Below are 15,354 nucleotides of genomic sequence, written 5' to 3' on the forward strand. Positions count from 1 at the left end.
AAATTTTTCTAAATTTCCCTAGACATTTCCTTATCAATGTGATATTCTTAGTAAAGGTATGTTTGATAAAAGCTTACCGGGTCGCTAACTCAATGGTAGAGTACTCGGCTTTTAACCGATTAGTTCCGGGTTCGAGTCCCGGGCGACCCATTTTGACCTAACTTTTAGATAGCCGTATATCTCTATCGATACAAATTCTAGGTACTAGGTACAAGATAAACAGTTGACCACCTCTGTGGTTTAAGAGGGATACTTCCTGGGCTTGTCAGAACCCGCACTCGCCAACGAAGCTTAAATTATTGTTCCAATCAGAAAGGTTAGGAGCTATTATCAAAAATAATAGCAAAACTACCTATACTTTACTGTTTATCCAGATTTTACCCAGGGGTGGTTGGGGATTATTTTCTATATTTGGGGATTTTTGTCAAGTTTTATAGATTCAGCTTTCTCTAGATGATCTAATTAAGAAATTTGAATAAAAGCTGCAAAATATCTTAAGATTATCTAAAGAATTAACCTGTCTTGATGCAGTCGCTCATGGGGGTTTCCCCCAAGACCTCGCTGCATCGCTGTCTAGAAGCAACTAGATTTACATGTCTGGACTGGCGATTCTGTTCACGAGTCACTAGGGAGTGTCAGACGTGAGGCTTCTCGCCGGAATAGCTAACAAACAAAGTTAGGAGGAATATAATATGGCACTTGTACCCATGCGGCTACTGTTGGATCACGCAGCTGAGAACGGCTACGGGATTCCAGCATACAACGTTAACAACATGGAACAAATCCTGTCTATCATGCAGGCTGCTGAAGAAGCGGATAGTCCGGTAATCTTACAAGCTTCTCGTGGTGCCCGCAAATATGCAGGTGAGAACTTCCTCCGCCATCTGGTCACAGCAGCGGTGGAATCCTACCCTCATATTCCCATTGCCATGCACCAAGACCATGGCAATAGCCCAGCCACCTGCTATTCGGCAATTCGTAATGGCTTCACCAGTGTGATGATGGATGGCTCCTTGGAAGCTGATGCTAAGACTCCAGCCAGCTTCGATTACAACGTCAGTGTTACTGCCGAAGTAGTAAAAGTTGCCCATGCTATCGGTGTTAGTGTTGAAGGGGAACTGGGTTGCCTAGGTTCACTGGAAACCGGTAAAGGTGACAAAGAAGATGGTCACGGATTTGAAGGAACTCTGACTCGCGACCAACTATTGACCGACCCCGACGAAGCAGTTGAATTTGTTGAGCGCACCCAAGTTGATGCTCTAGCTGTAGCTATTGGTACTAGCCACGGTGCTTACAAGTTCACCCGCAAGCCGACTGGAGAAATTCTTGCCATTAGTCGCATTGAAGAAATTCATAACCGTCTGCCTAACACTCACTTGGTGATGCACGGTTCCTCATCTGTGCCTCAAGAGTGGCTTGACATGATCAACCAGTACGGTGGTTCTATTCCTGAAACCTATGGTGTACCCCTTGAAGAAATTCAAAAGGGTATTAAGAGCGGTGTCCGTAAGGTTAACATCGACACCGACAACCGCTTGGCTATTACTGCTGCTATCCGGGAAGCTGCTGCCAAAGATCCTTCTAACTTTGACCCCCGTCACTTCCTCAAGCCTTCTATCAAGTATATGAAGCAGGTTTGCTTGAAGCGTTACGAAGCCTTTGGTACTGCTGGTAATGCTAGCAAGATCAAGCAAGCGACTATCGATGTTTTTGCAACTAAGTATGCCAACGGTGAGTTAAGTGCTGTGGCGAAAAAAGCTGTAACTGCCTAGTTTTTCACGCTTCACAGGAAAACCTTTGCTGTTTTGGTGAACCAAGAACAAGCAGAATTATTTGGGTAGCTGTTAAAGTTACCCAATTTTTTGTTATTTGTGATTAGTTATCTGAAAATTGCCTATTTTCAGACACTTACAGCTGTCTTTGATACTCTTCGAGAATATCGATTAGATCCATCTGACACTGCATGGGTAGCAAATCTGCTAGGGGAACTTGCCGTTTACCACCACCTAGCTTCACCTGAATGCTTTGCAGGATTGGCATCATCTGGTCTTCTGTGATTGTATTAGTGTTATCGATTAGTAGGGGATAAAATTGTTCAGCCAAAGTGGTATGTAGATGAGCATCCCTGAGGTAGAGATGCCACTTGGCTACATCAATATATACTTTGTCGCCAATTTCAGCAGCAAGAGTTTCGATTGCTTCTGTAGAAGTTGGATTAGCCATGGTAATTAGCTGTTTCTAATTAATTGCATGTTGGGATAGCTAAAGAAGGTTTAAAGTTGAAGGTTTAAAGTTAAAATGTTTCCTCAAAAAAGTTTACTCATCACCTTGTATTAAAAGACCGGAGTTTATTTGCTGGCTTTCTGTTAACCGTCAATAGTTAACCGTCAACAGTTAACCGTCAACAGTCAACAAAAAATCAATTACTACAATTATCTTCGGTGATTTCATCCTTGAGGGGATTCGGTTGGAGGTTCTTGAGTAGTCAGGGGGGTATAGTTTGCGATCGCAAATATATAAACCCCATGCCCTACTAAAATCAATCCCCACAGACCAGTAAACCAGTATGCCCAAGTCCATTGAGCATACTGTATAGTTTTGAAGAACCACACTCCGGAATTACAAGCAGCAAAAATTGCCACATGTACAGCAAAGTTCATGCGGTCATCTAGACGACGGTAGGCTGGATCACGTCGATCAGGTTTACGAGGCCAACGAGGAGGCATAGATATTTGTCAGTTTTGAGTTGTGTAGGGGCTTGATCTGATCCCGACCCTAGTCAGTTAATTTTATTTTAGAACCTAATGTTGGATTGAACATGATCCGAAGCAAACAGTTTGTTCCTTTAAAGATTGCAGTGATGACGGTGTCCGATTCCCGTACCGAAGCCACGGATAAGTCCGGTAAGCTGCTGGTTGAGAGTTTAACCCAGGCGGGGCATCACTTAGCGGAAAAGGTTCTTGTTCCAGACAACATCTACAAAATCCGTGAGGTGGTTTCCCGATGGATTGCTGACGAATCCGTACAGGTAGTCTTGACTACAGGAGGAACTGGTGTTACTGGTCGAGATGGTACACCAGAAGCGATTCAACCCCTCCTGGATAAGGAAATCCAGGGCTTTGGTGAAATTTTCCGCATGATTTCCTACCAAGAGATTAAGACTTCTACTATCCAATCTCGTGCCCTGGCTGGTGTGGCTAACGGAACATACATCTTTTGTCTGCCTGGGTCTTCTGGAGCTTGTCGAACAGGTTGGGAGCAGATTATCAAAGACCAGCTCGATTTGGGAAATTCCCCCTGTAATCTTGTGGAACTGATGCCACGTTTGCGAGAAACCTAATCTGAGCCATAGATTTCCTGTTCAAACGGTAATTGGCAACTGAGTGCCTCAGTGGATCAGTGCTAAGTGCTGACCCAACTTGACTTGAGCTGATTCCTTAACTTAGCAATCCCCTGAGATTTGGTAATCCCCGGATTTACCTCCGGTCTTACTCAACAGGCGAATCGATTGAATCTCGATAGACTTTTCCAACGCTTTGGCCATATCGTAAAGGGTCAAAGCCGCAACAGAAACTGCTGTTAGTGCTTCCATTTCGACACCAGTTTCAGCTTTAGTAGTCACAGATGCCTGAATCTGGTATCCCGGTAGTTGGGGGTTAGGTTCAATTTGAACTTCTATCTTGTGCAAGGGCAAGGGATGACACAAAGGAATCAGTTGGGACGTTTGCTTTGCTGCCATAATCCCAGCCAGCCTAGCGGTTCCTAAGACATCACCCTTGGGGGCATTACCAGCTTGGATAGTGTTGAAGGTTGTGGTTTTCATCCGTACCTGAGCAGCGGCTACTGCCTGACGCTTCGTAAGCTCTTTGCCAGAAACATCGACCATCTGAGCTTGACCTTGACTATCGAGATGGGATAGCGAGCGATTGATTTCCACAAGAGTATTGCAAAATTTTTGATCTATGTGTTATGATAAGTAACTGTTGACCCACAGAAAAGTGGCAGCAGTTAAGGGCTTGTAGCTCAGTGGACTAGAGCACGTGGCTACGGACCACGGTGTCGGGGGTTCGAATCCCTCCTAGCCCGTTTAATAAGCTAAGACATTATAGTATCTACAGCATATAAATCCCGTTCACGACCGATGGCAAATCTGAGGGAACGGGATAAATTTTTGTTGGACTGGGTCATAAAGATAATCAGTGCCAAAAATGCTATACCAGCACCACAGGAAAAAATCCCTCGATATCCTAAGAGGTCAGCGAAATAACCAAAGATCGGCCCAGCTAGACCAATCCCTAAATCAAACCCACTAATGCAGACAGCGAATACCTGACCCCGTTGATCAGCAGAGGAGCGGTCAGCCATCAAAGCAGTCATCATCGGTATGAATAGTCCAGTGCCAGCTCCTTCTAATAAACCAGCTAGTAAAAATCCAACTCCGGTTTCAGCCTGGGAAATCATCAACATTGAGATGATATAGCAAACCACACTAGCGGTGATAAATACTCCTCGTCCATACCGATCAGATGCCTGACCAGTTAATGCACGAATCACAAAACTAGCGATCGCAGTAGCTGTGAAAAACAATCCTGGATTGAGATTAATACCAGTCTCTCGAATAAACAGAGAGACAAAGCTAACTTTTGTTCCAAATACTATACCGAACAACAGCATGACCAAAGCTGGAATTCCAAGAGGAGGGCTGCTTAACAGCTCCCATAGTTTGACCAATAGCTGCCAACTCGAGTTTAACCAAGATTCTGATTTTCTCGGCTTTTGTTTAGCATGCCTGATTGGTTCACGAATCTGACTCCCTAACAGCACACCCAGCCCACCTAGAGCTGCAGACACTAAGAATAAAACAGTGTAGCTAACCTCTTGTTGTAGAAAACCCCCCAGCGCAGGTCCGAGACCTAAACCAATCGGTGTTGCCAAACTCATGTAACCAATTAACTCACCTCGCTTGTCAACAGGGGACAAATCGGTGACTAGAGCCAGATAACCGATGGTAAAGGCTGCAATACTGATGCCATGAAACATTCGAACCAGCATCAACAGGCTAATCGACTGGGTAAATAGATAGCCCAAAGGCGCTAGAGCGACAGCGATAGTACCAATAATTACTACCAACTTGCGACTGCGCAGGTCTGCCATACGCCCCAGTGGGTTTCTAAACAGCAACAGACCAATGGCAAAGCAACCCATTACTAACCCTACCTGTTGCTTGGTACCACCCACGTCTTCAATATATTGTGGCAGCGTTGGCGACAAAGACGTTAAGCTTGACCAAAACAACAGACCAACAGTAAATAAAATCAGCAAACTTTGGCGTTGCTGCCCTTCCAGGGTCTGAAAAACTTTCACGCGCTCTATAATCCTGAGAAAACTGGCACTTGAGATAGTTAGATAAAATCCGGTTGACTAATCATCATAGTCCTTATCGGGTAATGACTATTTGCGCTTTGGCTTACAGGTAATTGACAATTACCTGTAAGCCAAAGCGCGAACAGCCAAAAATCCGGGGACTATTTGGGAAGTAATTAACTGGACTTTATACTACTTCTCTAGTTTACTCTTCTTAACATTTTGCCCAGAGGCTTAGATAGGGTGATCGGGTGATGCGGTGATCGGGGTTGGGGGAAGAATCTCATGACCTATTATTGTTCACAAATTAATTAGGATTGCGATGCTCTGAAAGAGCCGCTACGCGAACGCAGCAACAACTCAGGTCAAGCTTGGCTACCGGTAGCCCATAATGGAGCGCTTAATATGATCACAAAAGTATTCCCGAAAGCGTTTGTAGAAGGGATAGGGGTCTTGCTGTTAGCACCTTTACAGGTTTTACTGTATCAAGGATAATTTTGAGCAAGCCTTTGGCTTACGCGAAGGGTCACCATTTTCACTATTTTATTTTACGGTTCACGAGCCTCTAATAATCGATTTTCTAGCCCAGTCTTTAGTATTCTCCAGGTAAGTCACCAACATTTTCCATTCCCTAGCTTCTTTTGTCAAATCCTTAACATTGCTCAGGTAGACTAGAGTAATGCGGCGCTCTTCGTTATCAGAACAAACCTCTAGAATGGTTTTGTATAGCTTTTCCCAATGCTCTAACCAGTTATCTTCAATGGGATCAAAAATTGCCTCGAACAAATTACGCCATAACAACTCAATAGTTTTAATAGTTTTGAGATTTTCCTCGGTAGGCTTATCCCAGCCTACATGGCGCTGACGTAATACTTTAATAGGTGGGGGATTTTCACTCATAGACAGCAAGTTGACTATTCAGTCTTTGGAGCTACATTCCTAGAATTCCCTAAATGCTGTCTTAACATCACAGTTTCACAAAAAATCAAAAATTCCTCCTAGTTTAGCAAAGAATAGGAGGAATAGCCGATAATCTTAGCTGCCTAACTTCTAGATATGAGGCTAATGGTAAGCTATCAGCTATCAGCTATCAACCAAATACCAAGACCAAAGGCTGACGGCTGATAGCTGACGGCTGATAGCTGACGGCTAATGCTAAAAGACGGCTAGTTGAGAGCTTCCGTCCTTGAGGCGGAGCTAACTAACGTTGCCCCCGCTTAGTCTAAAACCTAGAGCCTATTACCTAGAACCATTAACCTAATTTAACGGTCTACTGACCCCATAATAATGTCAATACTACCGAGAATCGCCATAATATCGGCAACTTTGACTCCTCTGAGGATATGGGGCAGAATCTGTAAGTTATTGAAATCGGCTGGACGAATCTTCCAACGCCAAGGAAAGACATTATTATCACCAATAATGAAAATTCCTAGTTCTCCTTTCCCAGACTCAAGACGGACATAGTGTTCGCCCTTGGGAATCTTGAAGGTAGGGGCAATTTTCTTGCCCATGAACTGATAATCGAAGTCGTTCCACTGGGATTTGCGACCCTCTGCCATCCGCTTGGCTTCTAGGTTTTCGTAAGGACCACCGGGAAGTGCTTTTAAGGCTTGACGGATAATCTTAACGGACTCCCGCATTTCCCTAATCCGCACCACATACCGGGCAAAACAATCACCCCCGGTTTCCCAGTGTACTTCCCAATCGAAGTCGTCGTAGCATTCGTAGTGGTCAACTTTGCGCAAATCCCACTTGACTCCAGAACCTCGTAGCATCGGGCCAGAAAGTCCCCAGTTAATGGCTTCTTCCCGACTAATGGTACCGACACCTTCAACTCGGCGGCGGAAGATAGGGTTGTTGGTGATTAACCGTTCGTACTCATCAACTTTAGGGTCAAAGTAGTCACAGAAGTCTTCGCACTTATCTATCCATCCATAGGGTAGGTCAACAGCAACTCCACCAATACGGAAGTAGTTGTTGTTAATTAACCGTTGTCCACTGGCAGCTTCCCATAGGTCATAAATCATCTCCCGTTCCCGGAAGATGTAGAAGAATGGGGTTTGGGCACCCACATCTGCTAGGAATGGTCCAAGCCACAGCAGGTGATTGGCAATCCGATTCAACTCCAGCATGATCACGCGGATGTAGCTGGCACGTTTGGGTACCGGAATATCTGCTAATTTCTCTGGGGCATTGACTGTAATTGCCTCGTTGAACATCCCTGCTGCATAGTCCCATCGGCTCACGTAAGGGACATACATAATGTTAGTGCGATTCTCGGCAATTTTCTCCATGCCTCGGTGCAGGTAGCCAATTACCGGCTCACAATCTATCACATCCTCCCCATCTAGGGTGACAATTAAGCGGAGAACGCCATGCATGGAGGGATGGTGGGGACCCATGTTGATCACCATGGGTTCGGTTCTGGTCTCGATCTTTGCCATATTTTGATTAATTGCCCCAACTGTTAGCTGCTAGCTGTTAGCCGCTAGCTATTAGCTTACCAAAACAGAGGCAGATAGGTAGTGTATGTTGTTAACTCTAACAATGCAAGAACAATTTGATATTTTTAATTCAAACTGTTAATTTCTGTTTAAGCTCCTTCTTTCCAATGCTTAGGTTAACGGGAATTGCTACGTAGAAGTTCGGTTCTACGATCCTTAAACTATCAGCAATCACATTACCATCTTTATCAAAGGAGTTGATAGTTTGAATTACTGCACTAGCTGTGCATCGGGGGTGGATTGTGGTGCCAAGGTGGTTATTACCAAGTATAAGTGAAATTTTATCCCAACAGGAATTAATTGAAAGCGATGACAAGGTTACTGTTTCAGTAGAGCAAGCAACTGTGATTGACACTTGCTCAGTAGGTGCTAGCTGTCGCAGAACAAGAGAAGCGGCTAGCCCTAAGCATAGGGCAGCAGCAGCTAAAGCTCAACGGGAATGGCAAAGTGCGATCGCTACCTTGGAACAGTTGCTGTTGCCAGGGGTTTCAGGCAACCGATCAACAAGCCATAATCCCGAACACTCGTCGAAGCAAGGACTAATTATAGCTGGTCCTGCTCCAGTCTTAAGTGATCGAGAGCTACTGGCAAGTTTCGAGACTGGGATTTTTACGAACGACGCCTTGAATCCTTGGGCTTTTATGCCCTTCCAGCTACCTCCGGCTCAACCTGATACTACTCCTTTTGTACAAAATACGACCTACAGGTTACCCCTGTTTCCAGGAGACCCCTTAGCTAACGAGCAGTTTTGTTTAGTTTTTACTAAAGACTTTAGCTTAGTCATGGTCTCTGGGAAAGACCACTTTGGCGTTCCAGGCTTTCAATTCTCCTTTGACCCAGAGGATATCCAACATGTTTGGGCATCACTGCGCCATAGACTATTACTGAGCAGTTCTCATCATCTCAAGCAGTTGGAAGCTTTAATGGAAAAATTTGTGCCAAAGCCCCCCGATTACCGCATTGTAATGAACTTTGGTCGTGGGCTTCTGGAGAATTTACCAGAACTGCCTTCAGTAGAACTGAGCCAGACTATACCGGTTACAATATCCGAGTCAACAATGGTTCAGCCAAGACAACCTCAGCATCAGAGGGATAGGGTCAAAACTGGTAGTCACTCACAAAATGGGTCTTCTAGTACACCCTTTGCCAAGAAACAGAAAGTACAGGAGCCTAACTGGCAACGATTGGTGAAAAATGAAGCGCGAGGCTTTCCTAGAATCTCTGCTGTTCACCCAAAAGAAAATTCTGAAGCTACACCTGACGTTGAGCTGCTCCGAGCTCTGACCCATGAAATCCGGACACCCCTAACTACAATTCACACCCTGACTAAACTACTGCTTAGACGTCGTGACTTGCCTCCAGAAGTCATGCGGCGTATAGAAATTATTGACCATGAGTGTAGCGAACAAATCAACCGCATGGAGTTGATTTTCCGGGCAGTAGAATTAGAAACAACGGCAGCCAAGCAAACCCCTGTTAGCCTGACCTGTATATCTCTGGCTCGGGTTTTTCACAACAGCATCCCCCGCTGGCAAAAACAAGCACAGCGACGTAATTTAACCCTAGATGTAGTCTTACCGCAACAGTTGCCAACAGTGGTCAGTCATCCCGCCTTGCTAGATCAGGTGCTAACTGGCTTGATGGAAAATTTCACCCGGTCTATTCCAACAGGGGGTCACATCCAGTTACAGGTTACACCTGCTGGAAACCAGCTGAAGTTACAATTCCAGTCTCAGATTAATCACGAAACAATTGCTGACGACCATTGCCCGACATTGAAGTCCCTTGGTCAGCTGCTGACTTTCCAGCCAGAAACGGGTAGTATCAGTTTGAATTTGAATGTGACCAAAAATCTATTCCAGGCGTTGGGGGGCAAACTAATTGTTAAGCAACGACCCCAACAGGGTGAGGTGATGACAGTATTTTTACCGTTAGCTGACCTGGCTAAGACACCATTGCCTGGGATTGGTTAACCATTACCTCGACGATTTTTTAAGTTTCAGAGGCAATTGGTAGCAGCACTTTAAATTGGGAGCCTTGCCCGAATCGACTAACTACTGCAATTGAACCACCGCCCCGTTGTAATAACTGTTGCACAATGGTTAAACCTATCCCTGCACCAAGGTCTTCCCTAGGTGTTGACCTACCCCGATAAAAACTGTCAAAAATCTTAGGTATGTCACTTTCAGCAATGCCAATACCTGTATCACTAAATATCAGCTGAACATACTTGCCCTTACGAGTTCCCTGTACTCTAACTTTACCGCCAGCGGGAGTAAACTTTAAACTATTGTGCAACAGATTAATCACGATATGCCTCAAGCCCACCTCTGAAAACAAGACTGAGGGGAGATTGGCGGGAATTGTGTAGCCGAGCTGGATGCCTTTTTCTTGGGCAAGGGGTTGATAGGTGCTGACAATACCAGGAACAATGTCTGCTAGCTTCAACGGCAAGGTTTGATCCGTTTGGGGGTCACCCTCTAGCTGAACCAGTTCTAGTAATCCAGCCACTAAGGAATTTAAGCGATCGCATTCTTTATAAAGAAGCCCAATATAGCGTTGGCGTTGGGCGAGCTTCATTTGTGAGGCATCGAGCAGCTTCAGGGCAGTTTTCATGTTCGTTATGGGTGTCCGTAATTCCTGAGCCACTCGCTGAAGTATCTCATCACTCATATAAGGCTCGACCTTTGATAAGGAATTCTTCCCTACCACAACCGACTCAGGAACTGCTGGCGGTGATGGGGGAGATGGGTTAGTCTCCCCGATTGGCTGTGTTGCCAGGGTATTCTGAACAATTTCTTCTGTACGTTGTACTTGTTTAAGCAACAACTGGGTTAGTAGTGTACTATTAAGTGTTTCTGGGGGAGCTAAAAGGGTTTCCCAATGGCTGAGTTGGTCTGCTGTATTGCTCCCAATAACTGTACTTAACCCCTGTAAAAACTGCCGAATTACTGATTGCTCAAGGGTAAAAACAGCTAACAATGGTTGACTGAGTTCACTATCAGTTAGATTGTCAGATTCCGATAGATCAGGCTGGCAAGCCACAATTAAACTACTATAGTTCTCACCGAGAATCAGTAAGAAATACTCCTGTTGTAGTTGAGTTTCAGTCTCCAACGGTAGGGAAAACAGTTGAGAATCTCTGTTGAGGTTAACTCCGTTTTTCCAGTCATCTCCTAAACAGTGGCACAGATAAATTGTTTTGGGTAAATCAACCTGTTGTTGATACCGTTTTATTTCTCTGTGCCAGCCCTCACCCTGTGGCTTGACCAAAATTGTGGCTGAAATGTTTTGCTGAATTAGCAGGTCAAAGGTTGCTCTGACTAGCGATTTCAGGGTGACAGGAGTGATTGTTAGAGACTCGGGAGAGGCAAGAGTCTCTAAAACCAGCTGGTAGAGAGACAATTCTGGATTAGGTGGCAGGTTCATTTAGGGTTAAAGGTGGTTTGGTTAAAGGTGGTTTGGTTAAAGCTTAAACGTTGACCTTCCATGTGATAATCTACAACCTGCCCGCTAAAATAGCTGTCAACTTGCTAACCTATAACCTGTAGCCTACTCATCAAAGCATCTCGGGCTTGCTCTCGGTCATCGAAGTGGATTTTTTCAGTGCCCAGAATTTGATAATCTTCGTGACCCTTACCAGCAATTAAAACTCCATCCCCCGGTTTTGCTTGCAAGATGGCAGTCCGAATGGCGGTAGCGCGATCGCAAATTACCATTGGTTCCACTGATTGAGGAATCCCCTCTAAAACATCCTCTAAGATGCTTTCTGGGTTTTCGGTGCGAGGGTTATCCGAGGTGACTACAGCAACATCAGCTAACTGAGCCGCTATTTTCCCCATCTTAGGACGCTTAGTGCGATCGCGATCGCCACCACAGCCAAATACACAAATCATCTTGCCCTCAATAAAGGGTCGTGATGCCCTTAGTAAGTTTTCCAAACTATCTGGGGTGTGGGCATAATCGACAATAACACTAATATCCTGTTCCGGTTGAATTTGCACCCGTTCCATCCGCCCTGGCACTCCTGGAAATTGAGCCAAGGCTGCTGCTACTAATTCTAAATCCAAACCCAGCTCTAAAACTGTTCCTACTGCTGCGAGCAAGTTAGACAGATTGTATTGACCCACTAGGGGCGAATTAAAGCTAACCTCTCCTACTGGAGTATGCATAATTCCTCTAACCCCTGTTGGCTCGTAGCTTAAGTCCTTCGTCCAGAAATCAGCGGATGGGTTTTGGATACTATAGCTCCAGACTTGCTCAGTTGGTAACTGTTGGATTAACCGCTCTCCATAGGAGTCATCAGCATTAATAATTGCCCTGCCTTTGAGATAGTCGGAACTAAACAGCTTAGCTTTAGCGCTGAAGTAATCATCCATGTTCTGGTGGTAGTCCAAATGGTCTTGGGTGAGATTGGTAAACACCGCCACCTCAAACGGACAGCCCTGGATTCGACCTTGGGCTAAGGCGTGTGAACTAACTTCCATCACTGCCATTTGGGCACCTGCTTTGACCGCTAACTGGAGCTGTTGTTGCAATTGAACTGCAAATGGTGTAGTGTAGCTTGCTGTTTGCTCAAAACCTGGCCAACGGGCATAGAGGGTACCCAAAAGTGCTGTGGGGATAGGACTAGAGCTATGAGCGAGCAGAAATTCAATCAGATGGGTAGTTGTAGTTTTGCCATTAGTACCCGTGACTCCAATCAGCCTGAGCTTCTGTGCTGGGTAGTCGTAGAAGGCTGCTGCAGTTTGAGCAGACACGGTGGTCATGTCATCGGCAGCAATTACACAAACTCCTGTTTCCGGTGAAAGTTCCTGGGGGGGATGTTTGGCAGCCGCTTGGGGAGAAATTATCGCTGCTACTGCCCCAGATGCGATCGCACTTTCCCAGAACTCTCCACCATCTACCCTAGTGCCTGGCATCCCGATAAATAAATCTCCTGGTTGGCAGGCGTGGGAATTGGTACAGATGCCTGTAACCGTTACATCAAGACCCTCGGGGCTAGGAATTTCCACAATATTGGCAATTTTGGCTAATAATTCCCTTAGCTTCATAATCTATTGCACCAAATGACACTATAAGATCTACCGAATCATCACAGCCACCAGTCAACCGTCAACCGTCAAACCGTCAACCGTCAAACCGTCAACCTGATGTATCGCCTATTTTGGCTCACTAACAGGGAAATATTTCCGTAACATTCGCTGCAATTGTGCAACGCTAGCACGAGGAGAGGGGCGAGGCAGGAGCTGTTCCTGACCAAAGTGGTTGATACATAGTACTGGCACTTCATACTGATAGGATTGGAACCAATCCTCTCGACTGGTAATGTCTCGAACCTCTAGCTTAAAGGTTAACCCTTCAATCATCTCTAGCTTTTCAAGCAATCCCTCACAAAGATGGCAACCGGGTTTACTGTAAAGAATTAATTCCATCAGGCAAGTTAGTTGAAAATTGTTGATTTAGACGATAGTTTAGTAAAGATAAGTGCAGCTTCGGCAAACATAGCTGGAGAAACGCTAAAATGCTGGACAGCCACATTCGCCTTCATGGTACGTCCATTTGAACCAGCCCCATGTCCACAGACCTTCGCCTCGTCTCCGAAAACCGTTGCTTTGGCGGTACAGTAGGTTTTTACACTCATCAATCTCAGACTTGTAGGAGCGAGATGGGGTTTTCCGTATACCAACCCCCCCAGGCGAAAGTGCAATCCGTTCCAGTTCTATATTACCTGTCAGGTTTGACTTGCACGGAAGAGAATTTTATGGTTAAATCGGGTGCTCAGCGATTTGCAGCCAAGTATGGATTGATGTTGGTGGCTCCAGATACCAGCCCTCGGAATACAGGAATTCCAGGTGAGGACGATGAGTGGGACTTGGGGTCTGGTGCTGGTTTTTACGTAGATGCCACTCTTGAACCTTGGTCAGCTCACTACCAAATGTATAGCTACGTTGTCCATGAGTTACCCGAGGTAATTGCCAAAAATTTCCCCACGCAAGTTGAGAAACAAGGTATATTTGGTCATTCTATGGGCGGTCATGGTGCGTTGATTTGTGCCTTAAAAAACCCAAAGCAGTACCTATCTGTTTCTGCTTTTGCTCCCATTGCTGCTCCCATGCGCAGCCCCTGGGGTCAGAAGGCATTCACCAATTACCTCGGGACAGACCAAGAGCAATGGCGAGCTTACGATGCCAGCGAACTGGTGTTGACAGCCAACTATAACCATACAATTTTGATTGACCAAGGCACCGCTGACCCCTTTTATGAGAAGCAGCAGTTGCTCCCTGAGGTGTTTGAGAAGGCTTGTGAAAAAGCAGATCAGCCCCTGACTTTCCGTCTCCAGGTCGGCTATAACCATGGTTACTATTTTATCGCCACCTTTATAAAAGACCATATCAGCCATCATGCTGAGGCTTTGTTGGATTGAACAAAATTGAGATAATCCCTTGGTTGCTGAAAAAGTCGAGGTTGGAAGTGTGGACAATACTTCTGCTATTCAGGTTAATCAAAAACTCTAAAAAAACTGGTAATTTATAACTATTAAACCCAGTTTTATTTCTGCAAATCCTAGAATAATATACAGATTTTAGAATAATGTGTTGTTAAAAAAAACTCATTAACTAAGCGCATAAATCTTGTAAATACTAGGAAAATAAAAACAAATTAATGTCAACATCAGTACATTGAGGTTCTGAATATGGCTAATGAAGGTGAAATGTTGGCTTCAACTGTGAACCATCAGCAGTGGGTTTGTACCGTTTGTGGCTATAACATGATTGGTGAAATGCCTGATGTCTGTCCGTTCTGTAGAGCACGCCATGACAAATTCGTTACTTGGGATGAGGCAGAGCAAACCTATCGAGTGACCCCACACCAGATAAATAACTACGTTACACAATTGATTTCTGTGCCTCGTCTTGGTATGGAGCATGCTGCTTATCGCATTGAAACGGATAGTGGTGCGGTATGGATTGATTGTCCATCAGCATTCAATCGAGACTTGGAGCCAGTAGAAGCTATCTACTTTACCCATAAAGATTTCATGGGTGCATCCAACCAGTATCGTGATTTATGGGAAGCTAAAGTTTATCTGCACGTTAACGATGCTGAGCATCCACTTGCCGAGCAATTTCCGATTGACAACAAAATTTATGGTGACTTCACCGAGCATGGCATTGAAGCTTTCTATATTGGTGGACATACACCGGGCTTCATGATATATATCTATGACTTGGTCTTGTTTATTGGTGACTATGCCTTCCCTCCAGGGTCTAGTATGCAATTCAACCCCTTTGGACCAAAAGACAAAACCCGTAAACGTGCATCACGGATACTAGATATTGTTTCCGAGAGATCCCTTGAGGTTGTATGTGGCTTCAACTTTTTTACTGACTTCGATAGCTGGCGTGAGGATTTCAATCACCTACTTGATACAGCTAGATAAATTCAAGAAGCGGTGTTGCTTAATAATGGAATGATTAAC

Annotated in this window: 15 protein-coding genes and 2 tRNA genes; 7 read left to right on the top strand and 10 right to left on the bottom strand. The window is 45.0% G+C overall.

Going from position 1 to position 15,354, the window contains the following annotated elements; all coding sequences use genetic code 11:
* Positions 1 to 78 precede the first annotated feature (78 nt).
* Both F6K38_RS03375 and fba read left to right on the top strand, forming a co-directional pair.
* Positions 79 to 150 (top strand) — tRNA-Lys (locus tag F6K38_RS03375).
* 542 nt (positions 151 to 692) lie between these two features.
* On the top strand, positions 693 to 1,772 hold the full coding sequence (gene fba / locus F6K38_RS03380; RefSeq protein WP_008182039.1) for a class II fructose-bisphosphate aldolase: 1,080 nt from the start codon (positions 693 to 695) through the stop codon (positions 1,770 to 1,772).
* A gap of 136 nt (positions 1,773 to 1,908) precedes the next feature.
* On the opposite strand, the gene F6K38_RS03385 is transcribed toward fba, so the two are convergent.
* Complete coding sequence (locus F6K38_RS03385) at positions 1,909 to 2,223, bottom strand: DUF3181 family protein (protein ID WP_071103773.1); 315 nt, start codon at positions 2,221 to 2,223, stop codon at positions 1,909 to 1,911.
* 224 nt (positions 2,224 to 2,447) lie between these two features.
* Positions 2,448 to 2,726 carry a 2TM domain-containing protein gene (locus F6K38_RS03390; RefSeq protein WP_287356080.1) on the bottom strand — a complete coding sequence of 93 codons (279 nt, stop codon included), beginning with the start codon at positions 2,724 to 2,726 and terminating at the stop codon, positions 2,448 to 2,450.
* 92 nt (positions 2,727 to 2,818) lie between these two features.
* Here F6K38_RS03390 and moaB point away from each other — a divergent pair, with 92 nt between their 5' ends.
* On the top strand, positions 2,819 to 3,340 hold the full coding sequence (gene moaB / locus F6K38_RS03395) for a molybdenum cofactor biosynthesis protein B (protein ID WP_353737166.1): 522 nt from the start codon (positions 2,819 to 2,821) through the stop codon (positions 3,338 to 3,340).
* A 102-nt stretch (positions 3,341 to 3,442) separates the two neighbouring features.
* On the opposite strand, the gene moaC is transcribed toward moaB, so the two are convergent.
* Positions 3,443 to 3,937 (bottom strand): cyclic pyranopterin monophosphate synthase MoaC, encoded by a 495-nt coding sequence (moaC, locus tag F6K38_RS03400; RefSeq protein WP_008182043.1) that lies wholly within the window; start codon positions 3,935 to 3,937, stop codon positions 3,443 to 3,445.
* Between the two features lie 75 nt (positions 3,938 to 4,012).
* Here moaC and F6K38_RS03405 point away from each other — a divergent pair.
* Positions 4,013 to 4,086: transfer RNA gene (locus F6K38_RS03405), tRNA-Arg, on the top strand.
* Between the two features lie 9 nt (positions 4,087 to 4,095).
* On the opposite strand, the gene F6K38_RS03410 is transcribed toward F6K38_RS03405, so the two are convergent.
* The 3 genes from F6K38_RS03410 to F6K38_RS03420 all read right to left on the bottom strand — a co-directional run bounded on the left by F6K38_RS03410 (position 4,096) and on the right by F6K38_RS03420 (position 7,811).
* On the bottom strand, positions 4,096 to 5,364 hold the full coding sequence (locus F6K38_RS03410; protein ID WP_008182044.1) for an MFS transporter: 1,269 nt from the start codon (positions 5,362 to 5,364) through the stop codon (positions 4,096 to 4,098).
* Between the two features lie 555 nt (positions 5,365 to 5,919).
* The gene (locus F6K38_RS03415) at positions 5,920 to 6,264 is read right to left on the bottom strand and encodes a hypothetical protein (RefSeq protein ID WP_008182045.1); all 345 of its coding nucleotides are present in this window, start codon (positions 6,262 to 6,264) and stop codon (positions 5,920 to 5,922) included.
* Between the two features lie 362 nt (positions 6,265 to 6,626).
* Complete coding sequence (locus F6K38_RS03420) at positions 6,627 to 7,811, bottom strand: NAD(P)H-quinone oxidoreductase subunit H (RefSeq protein ID WP_008182046.1); 1,185 nt, start codon at positions 7,809 to 7,811, stop codon at positions 6,627 to 6,629.
* Positions 7,812 to 8,113: 302 nt separating this feature from the next.
* Here F6K38_RS03420 and F6K38_RS03425 point away from each other — a divergent pair, with 302 nt between their 5' ends.
* Positions 8,114 to 9,844 carry a sensor histidine kinase gene (locus F6K38_RS03425; protein WP_044492597.1) on the top strand — a complete coding sequence of 577 codons (1,731 nt, stop codon included), beginning with the start codon at positions 8,114 to 8,116 and terminating at the stop codon, positions 9,842 to 9,844.
* Between the two features lie 19 nt (positions 9,845 to 9,863).
* Here F6K38_RS03425 and F6K38_RS03430 read toward each other — a convergent pair whose 3' ends face one another.
* The 4 genes from F6K38_RS03430 to F6K38_RS03445 all read right to left on the bottom strand — a co-directional run bounded on the left by F6K38_RS03430 (position 9,864) and on the right by F6K38_RS03445 (position 13,560).
* Positions 9,864 to 11,300, bottom strand: coding sequence for a DICT sensory domain-containing protein (locus F6K38_RS03430; RefSeq protein ID WP_008182048.1), 1,437 nt, complete (start codon positions 11,298 to 11,300; stop codon positions 9,864 to 9,866).
* Positions 11,301 to 11,404: 104 nt separating this feature from the next.
* A complete protein-coding gene (locus tag F6K38_RS03435) occupies positions 11,405 to 12,925 on the bottom strand; it encodes a UDP-N-acetylmuramoyl-L-alanyl-D-glutamate--2,6-diaminopimelate ligase (RefSeq protein WP_008182052.1) in 1,521 nt (506 codons plus the stop codon).
* Between the two features lie 108 nt (positions 12,926 to 13,033).
* Complete coding sequence (locus tag F6K38_RS03440) at positions 13,034 to 13,306, bottom strand: glutaredoxin family protein (protein WP_008182053.1); 273 nt, start codon at positions 13,304 to 13,306, stop codon at positions 13,034 to 13,036.
* Positions 13,307 to 13,314: 8 nt separating this feature from the next.
* The gene (locus tag F6K38_RS03445; RefSeq protein ID WP_165691799.1) at positions 13,315 to 13,560 is read right to left on the bottom strand and encodes a hypothetical protein; all 246 of its coding nucleotides are present in this window, start codon (positions 13,558 to 13,560) and stop codon (positions 13,315 to 13,317) included.
* On the opposite strand from F6K38_RS03445, the gene fghA reads away from it, so the two are divergent.
* On the top strand, positions 13,447 to 14,298 hold the full coding sequence (gene fghA / locus F6K38_RS03450) for an S-formylglutathione hydrolase (RefSeq protein WP_044492587.1): 852 nt from the start codon (positions 13,447 to 13,449) through the stop codon (positions 14,296 to 14,298). The genes F6K38_RS03445 and fghA overlap by 114 nt on opposite strands.
* A 270-nt stretch (positions 14,299 to 14,568) precedes the next feature.
* On the top strand, positions 14,569 to 15,315 hold the full coding sequence (locus F6K38_RS03455; RefSeq protein ID WP_008182061.1) for an MBL fold metallo-hydrolase: 747 nt from the start codon (positions 14,569 to 14,571) through the stop codon (positions 15,313 to 15,315).
* Positions 15,316 to 15,354 lie beyond the last annotated feature (39 nt).

It is taken from the genome of Moorena sp. SIO3B2 (genome assembly GCF_010692525.1).
Classification (GTDB): Bacteria; Cyanobacteriota; Cyanobacteriia; order Cyanobacteriales; family Coleofasciculaceae; genus Moorena; species Moorena producens.

Bases quoted from the DNA above. Each gene is read 5' to 3' on its own strand.
- F6K38_RS03415 (WP_008182045.1), bottom strand. From the start codon at position 6,264: ATGAGTGAAAATCCCCCACCTATTAAAGTATTACGTCAGCGCCATGTA.
- moaB (WP_353737166.1), top strand. From the start codon at position 2,819: ATGATCCGAAGCAAACAGTTTGTTCCTTTAAAGATTGCAGTGATGACG.
- fghA (WP_044492587.1), top strand. From the start codon at position 13,447: ATGTCCACAGACCTTCGCCTCGTCTCCGAAAACCGTTGCTTTGGCGGT.
- F6K38_RS03435 (WP_008182052.1), bottom strand. From the start codon at position 12,925: ATGAAGCTAAGGGAATTATTAGCCAAAATTGCCAATATTGTGGAAATT.
- F6K38_RS03385 (WP_071103773.1), bottom strand. From the start codon at position 2,223: ATGGCTAATCCAACTTCTACAGAAGCAATCGAAACTCTTGCTGCTGAA.
- F6K38_RS03440 (WP_008182053.1), bottom strand. From the start codon at position 13,306: ATGGAATTAATTCTTTACAGTAAACCCGGTTGCCATCTTTGTGAGGGA.
- fba (WP_008182039.1), top strand. From the start codon at position 693: ATGGCACTTGTACCCATGCGGCTACTGTTGGATCACGCAGCTGAGAAC.
- F6K38_RS03430 (WP_008182048.1), bottom strand. From the start codon at position 11,300: ATGAACCTGCCACCTAATCCAGAATTGTCTCTCTACCAGCTGGTTTTA.
- F6K38_RS03420 (WP_008182046.1), bottom strand. From the start codon at position 7,811: ATGGCAAAGATCGAGACCAGAACCGAACCCATGGTGATCAACATGGGT.
- F6K38_RS03390 (WP_287356080.1), bottom strand. From the start codon at position 2,726: ATGCCTCCTCGTTGGCCTCGTAAACCTGATCGACGTGATCCAGCCTAC.
- F6K38_RS03455 (WP_008182061.1), top strand. From the start codon at position 14,569: ATGGCTAATGAAGGTGAAATGTTGGCTTCAACTGTGAACCATCAGCAG.